This is a genomic window from Vibrio sp. ArtGut-C1 (assembly GCF_002105475.1).
Classification (GTDB): Bacteria; Pseudomonadota; Gammaproteobacteria; order Enterobacterales; family Vibrionaceae; genus Vibrio; species Vibrio diabolicus.
Genome location: NZ_NCTH01000004.1, coordinates 164,984 through 181,114 on the forward strand (window position 1 = coordinate 164,984; position 16,131 = coordinate 181,114).

At 44.6% G+C, this 16,131-nt stretch carries 18 protein-coding genes; 4 read left to right on the forward strand and 14 right to left on the reverse strand.

The features are described 5' to 3' along the window. Positions 1-343 precede the first annotated feature (343 nt). The 4 genes from B7360_RS05270 to B7360_RS05285 all read left to right on the forward strand — a co-directional run bounded on the left by B7360_RS05270 (position 344) and on the right by B7360_RS05285 (position 4,856). Positions 344-919, forward strand: coding sequence for a sigma-70 family RNA polymerase sigma factor (locus B7360_RS05270; protein WP_029836529.1), 576 nt, complete (start codon positions 344-346; stop codon positions 917-919). Continuing rightward, on the forward strand, positions 912-1,643 hold the full coding sequence (locus B7360_RS05275; RefSeq protein WP_085342875.1) for a DUF3379 domain-containing protein: 732 nt from the start codon (positions 912-914) through the stop codon (positions 1,641-1,643). The genes B7360_RS05270 and B7360_RS05275 overlap by 8 nt, the downstream gene beginning before the upstream one ends. Positions 1,644-1,940: 297 nt before the next feature. Continuing rightward, positions 1,941-3,218: an outer membrane protein transport protein gene (locus tag B7360_RS05280; RefSeq protein ID WP_085342876.1), complete on the forward strand. Its 1,278-nt coding sequence runs from the start codon at positions 1,941-1,943 to the stop codon at positions 3,216-3,218. Between the two features lie 309 nt (positions 3,219-3,527). Beyond that, the gene (locus B7360_RS05285; protein ID WP_085342877.1) at positions 3,528-4,856 is read left to right on the forward strand and encodes an outer membrane protein transport protein; all 1,329 of its coding nucleotides are present in this window, start codon (positions 3,528-3,530) and stop codon (positions 4,854-4,856) included. Positions 4,857-4,930: 74 nt separating this feature from the next. On the opposite strand, the gene B7360_RS05290 is transcribed toward B7360_RS05285, so the two are convergent. The 14 genes from B7360_RS05290 to B7360_RS05355 form a co-directional block, all read right to left on the reverse strand. Next, positions 4,931-5,704, reverse strand: a complete 774-nt coding sequence (locus B7360_RS05290; protein WP_005394290.1) for a VacJ family lipoprotein — start codon at positions 5,702-5,704, stop codon at positions 4,931-4,933. 215 nt (positions 5,705-5,919) lie between these two features. Next, positions 5,920-7,134, reverse strand: coding sequence for a c-type cytochrome biogenesis protein CcmI (ccmI, locus tag B7360_RS05295; RefSeq protein WP_085342878.1), 1,215 nt, complete (start codon positions 7,132-7,134; stop codon positions 5,920-5,922). Next, the gene (locus tag B7360_RS05300) at positions 7,134-7,619 is read right to left on the reverse strand and encodes a cytochrome c-type biogenesis protein (protein ID WP_085342879.1); all 486 of its coding nucleotides are present in this window, start codon (positions 7,617-7,619) and stop codon (positions 7,134-7,136) included. Before B7360_RS05300 ends, ccmI begins: the two co-directional genes overlap by 1 nt. Then, positions 7,616-8,170, reverse strand: coding sequence for a DsbE family thiol:disulfide interchange protein (locus B7360_RS05305; protein WP_012841537.1), 555 nt, complete (start codon positions 8,168-8,170; stop codon positions 7,616-7,618). The genes B7360_RS05300 and B7360_RS05305 overlap by 4 nt, the downstream gene beginning before the upstream one ends. A 1-nt stretch (position 8,171) precedes the next feature. Continuing rightward, positions 8,172-10,148 carry a heme lyase CcmF/NrfE family subunit gene (locus B7360_RS05310; RefSeq protein WP_085342880.1) on the reverse strand — a complete coding sequence of 659 codons (1,977 nt, stop codon included), beginning with the start codon at positions 10,146-10,148 and terminating at the stop codon, positions 8,172-8,174. Beyond that, the gene (ccmE, locus tag B7360_RS05315) at positions 10,145-10,630 is read right to left on the reverse strand and encodes a cytochrome c maturation protein CcmE (protein WP_005380516.1); all 486 of its coding nucleotides are present in this window, start codon (positions 10,628-10,630) and stop codon (positions 10,145-10,147) included. The genes B7360_RS05310 and ccmE overlap by 4 nt, the downstream gene beginning before the upstream one ends. Continuing rightward, positions 10,627-10,833 carry a heme exporter protein CcmD gene (ccmD, locus tag B7360_RS05320; RefSeq protein WP_005380515.1) on the reverse strand — a complete coding sequence of 69 codons (207 nt, stop codon included), beginning with the start codon at positions 10,831-10,833 and terminating at the stop codon, positions 10,627-10,629. The genes ccmE and ccmD overlap by 4 nt, the downstream gene beginning before the upstream one ends. 11 nt (positions 10,834-10,844) lie before the next feature. Further along, complete coding sequence (locus B7360_RS05325; RefSeq protein WP_005394301.1) at positions 10,845-11,588, reverse strand: heme ABC transporter permease; 744 nt, start codon at positions 11,586-11,588, stop codon at positions 10,845-10,847. Positions 11,589-11,697: 109 nt separating this feature from the next. Beyond that, positions 11,698-12,366, reverse strand: coding sequence for a heme exporter protein CcmB (gene ccmB / locus B7360_RS05330; protein ID WP_006741714.1), 669 nt, complete (start codon positions 12,364-12,366; stop codon positions 11,698-11,700). A 1-nt stretch (position 12,367) separates the two neighbouring features. Beyond that, positions 12,368-12,985 carry a cytochrome c biogenesis heme-transporting ATPase CcmA gene (gene ccmA, locus B7360_RS05335; RefSeq protein ID WP_012841536.1) on the reverse strand — a complete coding sequence of 206 codons (618 nt, stop codon included), beginning with the start codon at positions 12,983-12,985 and terminating at the stop codon, positions 12,368-12,370. Positions 12,986-13,270: 285 nt separating this feature from the next. Next, on the reverse strand, positions 13,271-13,765 hold the full coding sequence (locus B7360_RS05340; protein ID WP_041853027.1) for a DUF2802 domain-containing protein: 495 nt from the start codon (positions 13,763-13,765) through the stop codon (positions 13,271-13,273). Positions 13,766-13,779: 14 nt separating this feature from the next. Next, a complete protein-coding gene (locus tag B7360_RS05345; protein WP_005380507.1) occupies positions 13,780-14,274 on the reverse strand; it encodes a chemotaxis protein CheW in 495 nt (164 codons plus the stop codon). Positions 14,275-14,309: 35 nt separating this feature from the next. After that, entirely contained in the window at positions 14,310-15,362 is a 1,053-nt protein-coding gene (locus B7360_RS05350; RefSeq protein ID WP_085342881.1) for a chemotaxis protein CheW, read from the reverse strand. Beyond that, positions 15,352-16,131, reverse strand: coding sequence for a ParA family protein (locus B7360_RS05355; RefSeq protein WP_006741712.1), 780 nt, complete (start codon positions 16,129-16,131; stop codon positions 15,352-15,354). The genes B7360_RS05350 and B7360_RS05355 overlap by 11 nt, the downstream gene beginning before the upstream one ends.

The window sequence follows — 16,131 nt, forward strand, 5'->3', positions numbered from 1 at the left end:
AATAGATCAATTTTATAGTGATTTTACGAGCTTTAAGCACATCTAAAAGGCTCAGCGATGCAAACCTATTCAAAAATTCACCGCTAGCAATCTCTTTTTATGTCCCATCGAATTTTATGTCCCATCGAATGAACTTATCCAAACCATTGATTACTAATGATGATATTGTTAACAATCTTTACCAATTCATGTTCGATGATATTTGGCATTTGCGTATACACTTTTAAGTAACCACATAGCTTATTGTGTCAGAAGTTATCTACGACACACGCTCAACCGAAACCGCGAGGCTATTGAAAAGTAAAGTCATGCTCAGAACAAATAAGAAACTCACAGAGCGAGGATGGAGGCTCCTGTGGCCATATTAAAAATGTTTGGAAAGAAAAATTCCAACAGTCCGGTCAACTCTGATATGGACAAGCAAAGAAAATACGAAGCGCTCGTCCGAGGGTACCATCGTGACTTATATCGCTACGCATACTGGTTGTGCAAAGATAAAGCGATAGCGGAAGATCTAGTTCAGGAAACCTGCCTTAGAGCTTGGAAGTCACTCGATAGTCTCCAGGATGAAAAAGCAGCCAAGTCTTGGCTCATCACCATATTGAGACGAGAAAATGCGCGCCGCTTCGAACGTAAACAATTTGATTTAGTTGATATCGATGATTACGGCAATGATGCTAAAGTCAGCGATGACCCACATCATCAGCAAGAATGGCTGCAAGCGCAGATCATGAAACTCGATGTTGAATACCGCGAACCTTTATTTCTCCAAGTTGTCGGTGGTTTCAGCGGAGAAGAGATTGGCGACATTCTTGATTTAAATAAAAATACAGTGATGACTCGATTATTTCGCGCTCGTAATCAACTCAAAGAGATGTTGGATTCTCAAGATACTAAGAGAGGACAAAAGAATGGATGATTTAGAATTTCGTCGTCGTATTTTGTCGGATCCAAAACAAAAGGATGAAGAGATTCTGCAAGCTTTAGCTGGTAGCGACGCCAACAATAAGTTTGTTGATGACGTTTTGGATCTCGACGTAAAAATTAAACAAGCCATGAATGTGGATGTACCTGAAGATCTCGCTGATAAGATTTTATTTAGTCAGACGTCGAGTGCACTTGATGAAGAGAAGGTCGTCAAACCAAACTTTGTTCGCAAAGCAATGGCACTTGCCGCTTCTATTGCGTTCACCGCAGGATTATTAGTTGGTCAAGTAAACTGGGGAAATGTTTTGGTTTCTCCAGCACAAGCCAGTTTAGCTGATACCGCGATGAAACACGTTATTCATGAAGAACCTTTTGTTCGTCATCTTGATGAGGATGTACCGAGCTCGCAAATTAATGCGAAAATGTCGCCATTTCATTACCAGTTTAGTGAAAACTTTCCATATCACGTTTACTACCTAAACCACTGCGGTTTTGGTGAATCCAATGCGGTGCATATGGTATTCCAAGGTCCAAAAGGTAAAGTAACGTTATTTATTACTGGTATTCCGAGCAAACAAAGTACCGACTTTAATAAGGATGGCATGACCGGTATCGTTCAGCCCGTCGGGAGTTCAAGCCTGATTTTAGTCGGAGAAGAAGGTGAAAATATTGATGCTATCGCTACAACTCTTGCATCAATGATTAAACCGATGTAATAACTTCGACGATTTCCAGCATTCAAAAGGTTAAATGCCGCTAAATGATCTTATTTAGCGGCATTTTTGTATAAATAGAACACAAAACATTCACCATCGCTATAGCATTTAGAGCTTAAACTCTAAATTATGCATTTTAAGTGCAATTTCCCGTCTTTTAGACATCATTTCTGCAATTTTTATTCAATTTTATCCAATGGTCGGATTTGTCCAAGCAACTATTGATACTACTATCTGCGCCACTGAGCAAAAGCTCAATTTATCGTCCAAAGAGACGAATCTAATAAGGAAAAACAAATGACTCAGAACACGCGTCTGTTTAAAAAGACTCTCCTAGCAGTAACGGTAGCTTTTGCCTCAGGTCAATCGATGGCAGCGGGTTTCCAAATCAACGCTCAATCAGCAACTGGCATCGGCCGTGCATTTGCTGGTGATGCAGTAATCGCAGATAACGCCGCGGTAATGGCTCGTAACCCAGCAGCAATGGCTCTATTTGATAAAATGGAACTTTCGCTAGGTTTCGAAAGCATTACTTCAATGATTGAAGTGAAAGATGCGAAATATTGTGGTTCAACGTGCCAAGTAGCACCAACACTATTCAAGCCTGTCGACTCAAACTATGACGACGCTGGCGATACTTCTATTGCACCGAACATTCATCTAATCGTTCCTGTAAATGACAAGTTTGCATGGGGCGTAAACGCATACTCTAATTTCGGTACTAAGACAGAATTCGACAATAGCTTTGCGGCAAAAGAATATGGCGGCTTAACTGATGTTAAGAGCGTAAACTTTGGCCTTGCAGGTTCTTACCGTCTCAATGAACAATGGAGCTTTGGTGCTGGTTTAGATTTAATCTACGGCCAAGGTACAATGAAGCGTGAACATGCTGCAATAGGCACACTTGTCGATGTAGACGAAGCTGATGGTTGGGCTGTAGGTTTCAATGTTGGTACTGTATACGAGCTAGATGAAAACAATCGATTTGGTCTTGCATACCGCCATAGCCCAGAAATGGAAGCAAAAGACGATAAAGGTCAAAAAATCACACTACCTTTACCAGATATGGCCGAATTCTCCGGCTTCCACAAAATCCAAGACACTAAGTTTGCTGTACACTACAGCATCCAATACATTGGCTGGGAAACTTTCGATCAAATCGAATTCTCTAACTTAAAAGGCTCTCCTCTTGGCTCATCGTACGATAAACAGTACCAGTGGCAAGATGGTTGGCACTACTCGATTGGTGGTACATATTACCTAAGTAATAACTGGACACTTCGTGCTGGTTACATGTACGACACGAGCGCCCAAGCTGACTTAACGTCTGTTTCCGTTCCTGACTCGGATCGCCAATGGTTCTCTACCGGCTTTACTTATCACATTGATAGTAAATCAAATGTCGACTTTGGCTTTACGTACCTAATGGGTAAAGATGTTGAGGTAAATGAATCAACACCAAACCCAATGTACAACCCAGGTGACGCTCAAAGCCCTCAAAATATCTCGAGCTTGTCAGCAACAACACGCGCTGATGCGATTCTATTCGGCTTACAATACAGCCGTAGCTTCTAAGCGCTTCGCTGTTAGTTAGTAGAAAAATACTTTATATAAAAGGCTGGATTTCCAGCCTTTTTTCATATCTACAATTTATTGCTCACTCAATTTGAGTGAACACGTGTATCTAAATCTCACAATTAGGACGCACAGCTGTTCGCTGAATTCCATTTACAAGCCCTTCACAGTTAGATTATTAAACCACCCAAACAACACTTGAAAGCATAATATTCCAAATGACTGCTTGTGCTGGATTTTCATTTCTAAAGTAAAAACTCTACCTTTAAACTTTCGTCCCACGTTATAAACAAATCAGCGAACATTCGAATGAAAACCAACAAGACTCTTCTATCAACAGCAGTGGCATTAAGCCTACTTGGCACAACGGGCATGGCTAACGCAGCAGGTTTCCAACTTGCTGAATATTCTGCAACAGGCCTAGGTCGAGCATATGCTGGTGAAGCAGCAATGGCTGACAACGCAAGTGCACAATGGCGTAACCCAGCAATGCTAACTTATTTGGAAGGCACTCAAGTGTCCGTTGGTGCAATCTATGTGAACCCAAATATTGATATTGAAGGTGATGTAAACTTCCACGGTAGTACTTCTTCTGCATCTTCAGATGATTTCGCACATGATGCAATCATTCCAAACTTCTACCTATCACACCAATACAATGAGAAATTCGCGATTGGTTTGGCATTTGGCACCAACTACGGCATGGAAACCGATTTAGGTAAAGGCTTTGGTGCATCACACTTCGGTAACGAAGCAAGCGTAACGACAATGGAAGCGAACTTAAACGCAGCTTACAAAGTCAATGAATCAATCAGCGTTGGTGGTGGTATCCGTTACATCATCGGCGAAGGCAGCTTTGGCGCAGCAGCACCTAAGAATAACGTTGTAGGACAGCACCCTTTAACTGGCGATCCTATCAGTGTTCCTCAAGGTACCGCTCTAAAATACATGGAAGGTGACGATACCGCTTGGGGCTGGCAAGTTGGTACTGCATGGCAGATCAATGAAAATAACCGTATCGGCTTCGCGTACAAATCTGAAGTTGAACTGAAGCTTGAAGGCCATGCTGAAGGTCTAGGTTTTGGCTTCGGTACTTCTGAGCTTCCACAGCTACGTGACAACGGCTATATGTACCTAAACCTGCCTGCAACAGCTGAGCTGGCAAGTTTCCACCAAGTAACAGACCAACTTGCGTTACACGCAAGCTTTAACTGGACGGATTGGAGCTCTTTCGAGAAATTGGAAGCACGTCTAGATACCGCTGGCACGCATATGGTTAAAGTAGAAAACTGGGAAGATAACTACCGCTTTGCTGTTGGTGCTACTTACCAGCTTGATCCTAAGCTAGCGCTACGTACTGGTATTGCGTACGATACTTCAGCGGTAAGCGACAAAAACCGTACGATCACTATTCCAGAAACTGACCGTACTTGGCTAAGTATTGGCGCAACGTACGATTGGACGAAAGACTTCAGCCTAGACGCTGGCTTCACCTATATTTTCGCGAAAGACGCACCAATCGTTGAGTCTCGTGGTTACAAGTCAGACGACGCTGCAGAACAAGTCGGCGGCCAATTCGTAGGCGAAACTACGGGTAATGTTTGGCTAATCGGTGTTCAAGCAAACTACCGTTTCTAACCAAGCAGCAAAAATACAAAAAAGGCTTAGCATCAGCTAAGCCTTTTTTATTTGTATATTTTAAAGAACAGCGCTTAAAAGTCTTCTAGGTATTCGTCTAAATACTCTTCTTCTTCGATGTTAACTTCTTCCACCGTTTCAACTTCTGCTTTAAAGTTTTGACGCTGAATATAAACATCGCGAGTAAGAATATATGGATCCGGCGACGAGTCTAACTGTGCTTCTTGCGGTACTAATAAAGCACGCTTCTCCATGCCTTCAAACGCCCACTTACCCAAACTCGCCCAGAAGTTGAGGTAAGAGAGGGGTAAATACGTACTATCTACGGTATCTGTCACTTCACGTAAGGTATACGGGCCATAACCTGGAATCATGAAGTAAGGGCCATTTCCAACACCATAGTGGCCTACTGCATCACTGAACGCTTTCTCGTCGTATTTCGTAATACCCGCGGCACTTGCAATATCGAATAAACCGAAAATACCAAACGTCGAGTTAATCCAAAAACGGTTAAAGTGGTCCACGGCTTTCGTGCCGTTACCCATGACTAAGTTATTAACCATGCTGGCTGGCTCATCTAAGTTCGACAAGAAGTTAGCGATACCGGAACGAATAGGAACTGGCGTGTATTCCACATACGCAAGTGATACAGGACGAACCAAATACGGATCTAAATATTCGTAGTTGATTTCCCACATGGTTCGGTTAAAGCCTTCCAACGGGTCATACACATCAGAAGTCGTTTGATTTGTTTCTTGTCCCGTTACTGCTTCATCAGGCGCACTTGAACAGCCAACCAGTCCAACTGCAAGCAGTAACAAGAAGGTAGATTTACCCTTGTTATACATTTTATTTTCCATAACGACTATTAATGTACCTAAGTCACCCAATGAACAGTTGTACGTATGTTGAGCAGTATACGTAGTAAAGATGACTCAGATATGGGAATAAATAAAGGCCAGCAGTCGCTGGCCTTCGGTATTCTACTCGATCGTTTAGAGTCATACCACTAAAGGCAACTGACTCTACCTCGTTGTCATGTTTCAGAGACAGATGTTAACAATTAATACTGCTGATCAATGGTCACTTCTACTGGTGCGCCAAATTCAACGACGTCACTTTCTCCGTGCCAATCTTGATCACGCGTTGCTACGTTACCGTCAGAGTCCACACGCACACGGACGATTAACTTGTCGAGTGAAGATAGTTTTTGCCCTTGCATCATGGCATTACCATCATCTAATACGACTGTACGAGGGAAAGTACCCAGCGGATAGCGAGCTGCAGCAACAGGCATTGGTGAGCCATCTGCACGATGTACCGACACAATCAGAACTGCGTTTGGATTCAACTGAGCATTTGGTGCCACATTAATTGTCACAGCGACACTCTTATCCGGTGAAACCGCTTCGCCCATTTGCTTACGAGCGCTCTCAATACTGCGTGACAACATCTCGTAGCGGCTATCTTCTGGACCAATCATTTGCTGCATGATTCCCCAGTACTTGATCGCTGCCGGGAAGTCTTGACGCTCAAACGCATCGAACGCTAACAAAGAAAACACACGCAGATCGACATAGTCTTGCTGCATCAGCTTGCCGAGTAATGAGCGAGCCGTCGCTTGATCCATTTCCTCTTGAGACAGCATCAGAGCTTGTGCATAACCCAACATCACATCAGGATCTTTGGGCTCTAGGCGATATGACTTTTCCATCGCATCGATAGCAGTCGTGACATCACGATTTGCTAACGCAATACGACCTAGCAATAACCAACCTGTCGAGTCTTCCGGCTGGTAATGTAAGCGAGTTCGAAGGGCAAGGGTCAAATCCGCCATTTCATCGTCACTCAACGGCTCAGAAGAAGCCGACATCAGCTTTTTCGATAACTCAGGTAGATTTGCAGACACTTCTTGCCATTGAACAATATCGTCTGACGCGCCAAATTTGTAATACAAGCCATAGCTCAACGCCACCGTCAGAATTACCGATGGAACTAAAACCGCGATTGGGGAAACCTTGGTTTCTTTTTGCGCTTTATCACCAGGGATATCGTCAAGCAGTGATTGCTTTAGATCAGAAATCAGTTCGTCTTCGCTTTCAACCAGGCCTTCGTCAGTTTCTTCTGCAAGCTCAGATAGTCGGTCTTTATAAAATGCCTTGTTGAGCTCATCGCGTAACACATCATCATTGTTCGCTTTTTGTTTAAGCAGCGGCAAAGCCACCAGCGCACAAGCAATAAGCGTAAGAGCAACGGTGGAAATCCAAAATAGTGTCATTACTTCTTATCTCCGTTGTTCTCTTCTTCAAGCAATGCTTTTAAACGAGCCTCTTTTTGCTCATCCCATTGCTCGTCAATGCTCGCTTTTGCCTTAACTTTAGATTTACGGCTACGCAGTACAATCAAACCAAAACCACCCAGTACCACAGCGAGTGGCCCTAGCCACAAGATCGCAGTCGCAACCGTAAATGGTGGGTTGTAAGTCACGAAGTTACCGTATCGGGCGATCATGTAATCAACAATCTCATCTTTGGACTTACCTTCTTTGGTCATTTCGTACACCTTATGGCGTAAGTCTTGAGCAAGTTCAGCGTTAGAATCCGAGATCGTGTTGTTCTGACATTTAGGGCAACGGAGCGTATGGCTTAACTCTTTGAACTGCTGTTCTTGTTCCAAGTTATCAAACTCGTACACCTCAATGGCAGCGTGAGCAGCAAGAGATAATGTCATGGCAGCAAAGACTGCAAGGATCAGCTTTCTCATTGCTTCGCCTCCTCAACCAATTTGTTGTAAAGCGGCTCCAGTGTTTCTGACCAATTACGTGGGTTTACATCCCCCACATGGCGATAACGAATCACACCATTTGCATCAATAATGAATGTTTCTGGTGCACCATAAACGCCAAGGTCAAGACCAAGCATACCGCTACCATCAAATAGGCTAATTAAGTAAGGGTTGCCGAGATCATTCAACCAGCCTACCGCTTTGTTACGATCATCTTTGTAATTCATACCGATGATCTTAACGCCCTTACCCGCCAATTCGTTTAGGTATTTATGCTCTGCATAACACGTTGGACACCACGTTGCCCAAACGTTCAAGAGCAACGGCTCACCTTTAAAAATTGACTGGTCGTATTGTTTTCCAGGTTCAGCTAAGTCTTCTAAGTGAAACTCAGGAACTGGCTTACCAACCAAAACCGACTCCAATTTCGTTGGATCATCGCCCTCTTGGTTGCGCATTAACTGGGTTGCGAAAATGCCCGCCAAAATCATGAAAGCGACGAGCGGAATAAATAAGATTTTCTTATTCATGTTATGCCTCCTGCTCTTTTGGCTTCGCGTTTTTCTTTGAAGATTTACGGAAGCGGTAGCGTTTATCAGAAATCGCTAGTGCGCCGCCTAATGCCATAATCAAAGAGCCAGCCCAAATCCAACGAACGAACGGTTTATAGTAAATACGAACAGCCCAAGATCGGTTGTCGTCTAAACGTTCACCCATTGCAATGTATAAGTCACGACTAATGCCACGGTCAATAGCAGCTTCGGTCATCATAGACTTAGCTGTACGGTAGAAGCGCTTCTCAGCGTGAAGCGTATTCACGTATTTGCCATCATGTGTGATCTCAAAATCCGCAATGTAGCCATCGTAGTTTGGACCATCTTTATCACGCAGGCCTGAGAAGTAGAAATCATAACCTTGAATTTGGAAATGTTCGCCAGGTGCTAAACGTACATCACGCTCGATGCTGTAGTTCTGTACCATCGCAATACCGATAACAGATACCGCCAGACCAACATGACCCAACATCATCGCCCAGTGGCTACGCTGCAGCTTGCGAACGCCTTCACTAAAGCTATGACGGTGCGTTGCACGCTCATATAGTTCAAAGCCATGCATTGCAATAATCCAAATCGCCATTACCCAGCCAATGTAAGCCATGGTTGAGAAGAAGTCGGCAAACAGGAACACGCATACCGCAGCCAAGGCGAAAGCAAGCACACCTGAAATGAGCATTGGTTTCACAAGTTTAGATAAATTGTCTCGCTTCCAACGGATAAGTGGACCAATACCAAGTAGGAAAGCAAATGGCATCATCAACCAAGCAAACAGCATGTCGAAGAATGGCGCACCGATAGAAACCGAACCCAAACCAAGCTGCTTGTGTACGAGCGGCAACAGTGTCCCCACTAACACCACAACAAGTGCTGCGATAAGTAATACGTTGTTGGCTAAGAGCGCGTTTTCACGAGAGACTAAGTCGAAGTTACCTCGTACACGCACTGCCGCCCCTTTCACGGCAAACAGCAATAAAGAGCCGCCGATAACGAAAACGAGGAAGCCTAGAATAAACATACCGCGTGACGGGTCAGACGCGAACGCGTGCACCGATACTAAAATACCGGAACGGACTAAGAATGTGCCCAACAAACTCAACGAAAATGCAGAGATTGCCAATAGTACCGTCCACGCTTTAAATGTGCCGCGTTTTTCTGTCACTGCAAGAGAGTGCATTAATGCGGTACCCGCTAACCAAGGCATGAATGATGCGTTTTCTACTGGATCCCAGAACCACCAGCCACCCCAGCCAAGTTCGTAGTAAGCCCACCAAGAGCCTAGTGCGATACCGAGTGTTAAAAATACCCATGCAGCGGTTGTCCAAGGACGAGACCAACGGGCCCAAGCCGTATCAAGGCGTCCGGTCATTAGGGATGCGATCGCAAAGGAGAAGGCAACCGAGAAACCAACGTAGCCCATGTAAAGCATTGGCGGGTGAACAATCAAACCAGGGTCTTGAAGCAGAGGGTTCAAGTCACGCCCGTCAACCGGGAAGAAAGGCAACGTACGTAAGAATGGGTTTGACGTTAAGATGATAAACAGTAGGAAACCCACTGAGATCATGCCCATTACGGCAAGTACACGTGCAACCGACTCTTGCGGCATACCACGACTGAATGTCGCTACAGCGACAGTCCAAGCAGCTTGGATTAAAACCCATAGCAACAGTGAACCTTCGTGTGCACCCCATACTGCGGTTAAACGGTAGTACCAAGGAAGCTGACTATTCGAGTTGCTCGCTACATACTGTAACGTGAAGTCGTTGGTATAAAATCCCCAACATAAAATGGCGAAAGAGAACAACAGCATCAGGAACATAGACCAAGATAGCGGTCGCGCTGTGTTCATGAGCATGGTGTTATTATTCGATGCTCCCCACAATGGCAATACGCTCAGCAGCACAGCCATTGCAAGCGAAAGAATGAGAGCAAAGTGACCGATTTCAGCAATCATTGGCCGCTTCCTTGTTTCTGTTCGGTGCTGTATTGAAGCGGTTCATGCGTTTTCTTCATCGCTTCTGCAATTTCTGGTGGCATGTATTCTTCATCGTGCTTCGCTAGGACCTCAAATGCCTCAACCGTAGTGGCATCTTTCAGTACACCTTGAGCCACAATACCCTGCCCTTCACGGAACAAGTCAGGAAGAATACCGTCATAAGTAATCGTCACTTTCGGACCGACATCGTGCAGGTCAAAACTCACTTTCAAAGAATTAGGATCTCGACGAACCGAGCCCACAACCACCATACCACCGATACGTAGACGCTGGCCTACTTCTGGCTTGGTGCCATCTGGCTTACCATTAACCAATTCCGTTGGAGTGTAGAAAAGGTCCATATTTTGGTTAAGCGCATAAAGTATCAAACCAATGGTGGCACTAATACCGATAAAGATCGCTAGTACGATACCTAGCCTCTTTTTACGTCTCGGGTTCATAAGGTGTTCTCCATGTTCTTCGCTGCGTCGATACGAGCTTGACGGTCAATTTTTGCTTTCACTTCTTTCAATAATGCATCACCGCGGCGAAGGCTAGTGATCAGAAGAATCAGCATGGATAAGAAAGTAATACCAAACGCACTCCATACGTATGATGCGTAGCCACCCATGGCAAAAAAGTCGCTCAGAGATTCAAAATGCATAATCAATTACCTCACTGAGTTTGTTCTGTTGCGAGTTTGCGCACCCAAGGGCGGTGACTTTCTTTACTGATGATTTCGTTACGAAAACGTACCATCGTCACTGCACCAAAGAAGAACGCAAAGCCAAAGATGTTTAGCAATAACGGCCAAAGCATGTCGGATGAAATAGAAGGTTGTTCAAATTTCGTGATCGTCGCGCCTTGGTGAAGCGTGTTCCACCATTCTACGGAAAAGTGAATGATAGGTAGGTTCACGACGCCTACGATCGCTAAAATACCCGCCGCTTTTGCGGCTGTTTTCTGATCGTCAAACGCGTGATAAAGCGCAATAACACCAAGGTAGAGAAATAGAAGAATCAATTCTGAAGTAAGACGGGCGTCCCATACCCACCAAGTGCCCCACATTGGCTTACCCCAAACGGCACCAGTAAGTAGAGCAATGAAGGTAAATACCGCACCAATCGGCGCCATCGCAAGCGCCGCCATATCAGATAGACGTACTTGCCATACTAAGCCAATAAATGCCGCAATCGCCATCGACATATAAACGCCCATAGACCAAATAGCTGATGGGACATGAATGTAGATGATTCGGAAACTGTCACCTTGTTGGTAATCTGAAGGCGCAAATGCAAGCCCCCAAACCGTACCAACCGATAAGCATACGAGGGCCAATACAGAAAACCAAGGCAGAAACTTACCACTCAAACGGTAAGCGGTTTCTGGCTTGGCATAAGGATGTAGCCATTTCCACATGTTTTGTTCTCACTCTTACTTCAGGGACACTGTCTAAAGGGTTGAGACCGTAGCAGTGCTTTAATAATAATTCTTTGATCAAGCGCCGCTTCATTGGCACTTTATTGAGTTAGTTAACACTAACTCTCAATGCGGCACTAATGGCAAAAGGCGTTAACGTCATTGCTCCCATTAGCATCGCACCTAAAATTGCTAGTTGACCGTTATACGCCATACCAAGCGCGGCGGCATCAATTGCTGATGTTGCGAAAATCAAAATTGGGATGTAGAGCGGAAGAATAAGCAAACTCAAAAGAACGCCACCCTTTTGCAACCCAACCGTCAAAGCCACGCCAATAGCTCCAATAAAACTTAGTGTCGGTGTACCGATCATCAAGGTTAGTACAACAGATAACCAAGTATTGAAATCAAGCGAAAGTAAAACCGCCAATAATGGGCTAATTAGGATCAGAGGTAACCCTGTTAACAACCAATGTGCTATGACCTTTGAAACCACTACAAGTTGCAATGGAATCGGCATTAGCATCATTTGTTCCAATGCACCGTCTTGAAAATCATCACGAAATAGACGCTCTAATGATAATAAGGCGGATAGCAATGCGGCAACCCAAACAATGCCCGCTGCAATACGTGCTAACAAATTTGGTTCAGGACCGATACTAAGAGGAAACAGAGTAATAACAATAATAAAGAACCAAAGCGGGTTCAGAATGTCTGCCTGACGGCGAAATGCTATCAATAGCTCGCGGCGAATGATGGTGGTCATAGATGGAATCATATCAATCACCCAACTTTATTTTTCTAAGTTTCGGGCTGTCCGAAAACATATCTTGATGCGTCGTCAACACGACAATACCGCCATTATCAGCGTGACTTGCGAACAAAGATTCAAGCACTTTGACGCCTTGCTTATCGATGGCGGTCAACGGTTCATCTAAAATCCATAAAATTTGCTTACTGAGCCATAACCTTGCTAATGCCACTCGTCGTTGCTGACCTGCGGAAAGCTGTGCTACAGGCACATCTTCTCGACCGGCTAAACCAACTTGAGTTAAAGCAGTGAAGATTTCTTCGTCAGAAGAGCGGTTATTTTGAATAGATTGGTAAAAACGTAAGTTTTCTAGTGCGGTAAGCTCTCGTTTCACTCCAGTTTGATGCCCTAAGAACAGCAGATCTTGATGGAAAACATCACGAGATTTTTCAACCTCTTCTCCTTTCCACTTAATGATGCCTTCTTCTCTATCACCTAAACCTGTCACAATACGTAGTAACGTAGTTTTGCCAGTACCATTGCGCCCTTCTATCTGGACCAATTCACCAGGCTTAATTTCAAACTGCAGGTTTTCAAACAGGACCCTCTCATCACGGATCGCTGTCAGGTTAGATACTTCTAACATAGAGCTTCAACTAAAAAATGAACGAAGCGCTATATTAGCACAGCTTAGTTATGACAAAACAGGATAAGAGGGCTGGGATGTATGTAAGTTCATGTATTTTTGTTAATTAATCGTCACACTTTAATAAAATTAACTATAAGTAGTTATAAGCTCTCATTTTAACTTGGGGAGCGAGAGCTAAGAATGAAGAGAGCTTAAGATAAGCTAGGGCTGTATTACAAAAGATAATTAGTAACCGAGCACAAAAAAAGAGGCTTATCGCCTCTTTTTATCGCTTTAAAACCTTTAGCGTCGACGACGTCCACGCGCCGGGTATTCTGCATCATCTGATGGCTGACCGCTTAGTGGTGGAATTTTCTCTTTTCCCGCCAGTTTTTTCTGTAGTGAAAGCATCAATTCCGCTTCAGCTTTTGGCAGTTCACACTCTTCAATGAGCTCATTGATATCTGCACCAAGCTGTACCATTTTAGAAGCTCGACTGTACAAGCGACCATCAGTATCAGCGTGTTCGAGTTCACGAATTCTCTCGTTTAGGTGCTGAATAATGTCTTGTTGTTCCGTTACTTTTTGTCCAAGACCAACGACAACCGAACGCACTTCGAGTAACTGCTTACTCAACTTTTGTACTTCTTTATCTACATGTCGAGACTGTGCTCGTTGCTGGTCTACTTGCTTTTGCAACCCCGAGCGAATGCGCAGTTGCAAAACAACCAACACCAACACGATAAAAGCGACGCCACCCGCAAGGAATGGAACAGATAAAAGAGTCTCTTCAGCCATCATTATTCAGCCCATTATAGGTGAGCCATCTCGTCCCATTCGTCATCCGTTAGGAGCTTGTTCAAATCCACAAGGATAAGAAGTTTGCCGTCACGGTTGCTCACACCTTGGATGAACTTCGCGCTTTCATCAGTACCAACAGAAGGCGTCGTGTCAATTTCAGAAGAACGTAGGTAAACCACTTCTGCCACACTATCTACCAAAATACCAATCACTTGACGCTCTGACTCGATCACAATAATACGAGTATTATCTGTAACTTCGCCTTCCATCAGGCCGAAACGCGAACGCGTGTCGATAACAGTAACCACGTTACCACGCAGGTTGATGATACCCAGAACATAATCTGGCGCACCTGGAACGGGTGCAATTTCAGTATAACGAAGTACTTCACGAACTTGCATTACGTTGATGCCGTACGTTTCTTCTTCTAGCTGGAACGTCACCCACTGAAGAACTTCGTCATTCGATGCATCTTTCTTCACTTCTACTTCAAAAGCTTGAGACATAGTTAATCCTCGTTAATGTCGTTCCCGACTTAAATCTAATTCAGTGATTTGACATCTAAACCGGCGTTTAGCATGTCAATGAGCGCCTGGACATGAATTAAGGCGCACATTTTTTCTTTTACCATGCCCGCTAGCCAAGGGCGCTTACCCGCCTGTTCACGCCAGCGAACCTTGTCGATATTGAGCGTTTCCGTACCCATTAGTTGGTTACTGGCCAGCCCCCACATGCTCTCTCCAAGCATGACAACGTATTGGTAATTATCTTTGTAACTGTCATCGCGAAGCTTATCTGCCATCACCCATTTCGCGGTATCGACGACATCAAACTGTTGCTCACGATTTGTTTGTAGCCCCAAATACCAGGCGGGCTTTCCTATCAAATGGTTAAGCTCGCTGATGCGATGAATACCACCTAACTCATCAAGCGGTACGGCAAACGTGACATCATTCACATCAAAGTAAAGCACTTGAAAATCTTCACTTCGCTTCGTGCTTTCCCAGTCAGTTGGTATTTCGGAACCTGTTTGTGTCTCGAGCTCGGTATCAACGTTCGATTCTATATTGACATCATGCTCAATCACCGATTGAGGTTCAACCAGTTCTGGCTGAGTTTCCTCAAAAACTGGCGCATCAATCGCCCAGTCTTGTATCTCTTCAACTGTTTGTAACTCGGGCGCCTCACTAACGGTTTGTACGTCTGGCTCAGCCGCTTTTATTTCTGCTGCAATATCAATCGTATTTTGTTCAAGAATACTATCAATATCTAACTCGGCTACAGGGTTGCTTGCTTCAAGCTGACTTAATAACCTTTGCACATCTTCCAGATTTGGGGCTTCCAATTCTGGCGGGTACGCTTCTTGAAACTGGTAAGTTTCCGGCTCCGAGTATTGAAACTGCAATTCTGGCTCTGGCTCTGGCTCTGGCTCTGGCTCTGGCTCTGGCTCTGGCTCTGGCTCTGCAGATGATATTTCTTGAGCCAGCAAGTCAAGCTCTTCCTCAAGAGTCGTTGCTTCAGCCTCATCACCCAATAGCGCATTAAAGTAGTCATCAAGCGCTTGTTCACTGGAAAGCACTTCGTTACTGCTCATCGAACGCTAACCTCTCCAGATAAATCAGTAACTGTTTATACGCAAACACACCACGACTACCAGATGCAAAATGCGATGCTGGCAAATGCTTTAAACTAGCATCACGGAACTTGGTATCAATCGGCACCGCAGAGGTCCATACTTGATTTGGGTAATCTTTCTTCAGTTGCATCAATGTCTGCAAAGACGCTTTGGTGCGCTTGTCATACATCGTTGGAACGATAGTCACTTTGAAACCACCCGGACGAGACTTTTGCATAATGGTTAACGTGCGCATCATGCGTTCCAAGCCTTTCATCGCCAAAAACTCGGTTTGAACGGGAATCAAAATTCGGTCACTGGCGGCCAGTGCGTTCACCATCATCACACCAAGAATTGGCGGGCAGTCAATCAACACATAATCATAGTCTTGTGAGACCGCTTGTAGAGCTCGTTTTAAGATCAGCCCCATCCCACTGCGATTCCCCATGACACGATCAAGCGTCGCAAGGGACATATGCGCGGGAATGATATCCATCCCTTCCAGTTTTGTCTCTAGGATTAACGGCCTCACCGTTTCACGAGAGAATGTCTTCAACTGGAATAAATCAAACAGGCTCGAAGTTACTGCGTCAGGATCATAACCAAGATAGGTAGTCAGTGATGCGTGAGGGTCAGTATCGACCATCAGTACGCGATGACCTTTTTGACTCAGCAAACCCGCTAATGTCACTGTTGAGGTGGTTTTACCCACGCCACCTTTCTGGTTAGCTACACTCCAAACAATCAT

Coding starts and splice junctions, on each gene's coding strand:
- B7360_RS05270 (WP_029836529.1), top strand. CDS start 344: ATGGAGGCTCCTGTGGCCATATTAAAAATGTTTGGAAAGAAAAATTCC.
- B7360_RS05275 (WP_085342875.1), top strand. CDS start 912: ATGGATGATTTAGAATTTCGTCGTCGTATTTTGTCGGATCCAAAACAA.
- B7360_RS05280 (WP_085342876.1), top strand. CDS start 1,941: ATGACTCAGAACACGCGTCTGTTTAAAAAGACTCTCCTAGCAGTAACG.
- B7360_RS05285 (WP_085342877.1), top strand. CDS start 3,528: ATGAAAACCAACAAGACTCTTCTATCAACAGCAGTGGCATTAAGCCTA.
- B7360_RS05290 (WP_005394290.1), bottom strand. CDS start 5,704: ATGTATAACAAGGGTAAATCTACCTTCTTGTTACTGCTTGCAGTTGGA.
- ccmI (WP_085342878.1), bottom strand. CDS start 7,134: ATGACACTATTTTGGATTTCCACCGTTGCTCTTACGCTTATTGCTTGT.
- B7360_RS05300 (WP_085342879.1), bottom strand. CDS start 7,619: ATGAGAAAGCTGATCCTTGCAGTCTTTGCTGCCATGACATTATCTCTT.
- B7360_RS05305 (WP_012841537.1), bottom strand. CDS start 8,170: ATGAATAAGAAAATCTTATTTATTCCGCTCGTCGCTTTCATGATTTTG.
- B7360_RS05310 (WP_085342880.1), bottom strand. CDS start 10,148: ATGATTGCTGAAATCGGTCACTTTGCTCTCATTCTTTCGCTTGCAATG.
- ccmE (WP_005380516.1), bottom strand. CDS start 10,630: ATGAACCCGAGACGTAAAAAGAGGCTAGGTATCGTACTAGCGATCTTT.
- ccmD (WP_005380515.1), bottom strand. CDS start 10,833: ATGCATTTTGAATCTCTGAGCGACTTTTTTGCCATGGGTGGCTACGCA.
- B7360_RS05325 (WP_005394301.1), bottom strand. CDS start 11,588: ATGTGGAAATGGCTACATCCTTATGCCAAGCCAGAAACCGCTTACCGT.
- ccmB (WP_006741714.1), bottom strand. CDS start 12,366: ATGATTCCATCTATGACCACCATCATTCGCCGCGAGCTATTGATAGCA.
- ccmA (WP_012841536.1), bottom strand. CDS start 12,985: ATGTTAGAAGTATCTAACCTGACAGCGATCCGTGATGAGAGGGTCCTG.
- B7360_RS05340 (WP_041853027.1), bottom strand. CDS start 13,765: ATGGCTGAAGAGACTCTTTTATCTGTTCCATTCCTTGCGGGTGGCGTC.
- B7360_RS05345 (WP_005380507.1), bottom strand. CDS start 14,274: ATGTCTCAAGCTTTTGAAGTAGAAGTGAAGAAAGATGCATCGAATGAC.
- B7360_RS05350 (WP_085342881.1), bottom strand. CDS start 15,362: ATGAGCAGTAACGAAGTGCTTTCCAGTGAACAAGCGCTTGATGACTAC.
- B7360_RS05355 (WP_006741712.1), bottom strand. CDS start 16,131: ATGATTGTTTGGAGTGTAGCTAACCAGAAAGGTGGCGTGGGTAAAACC.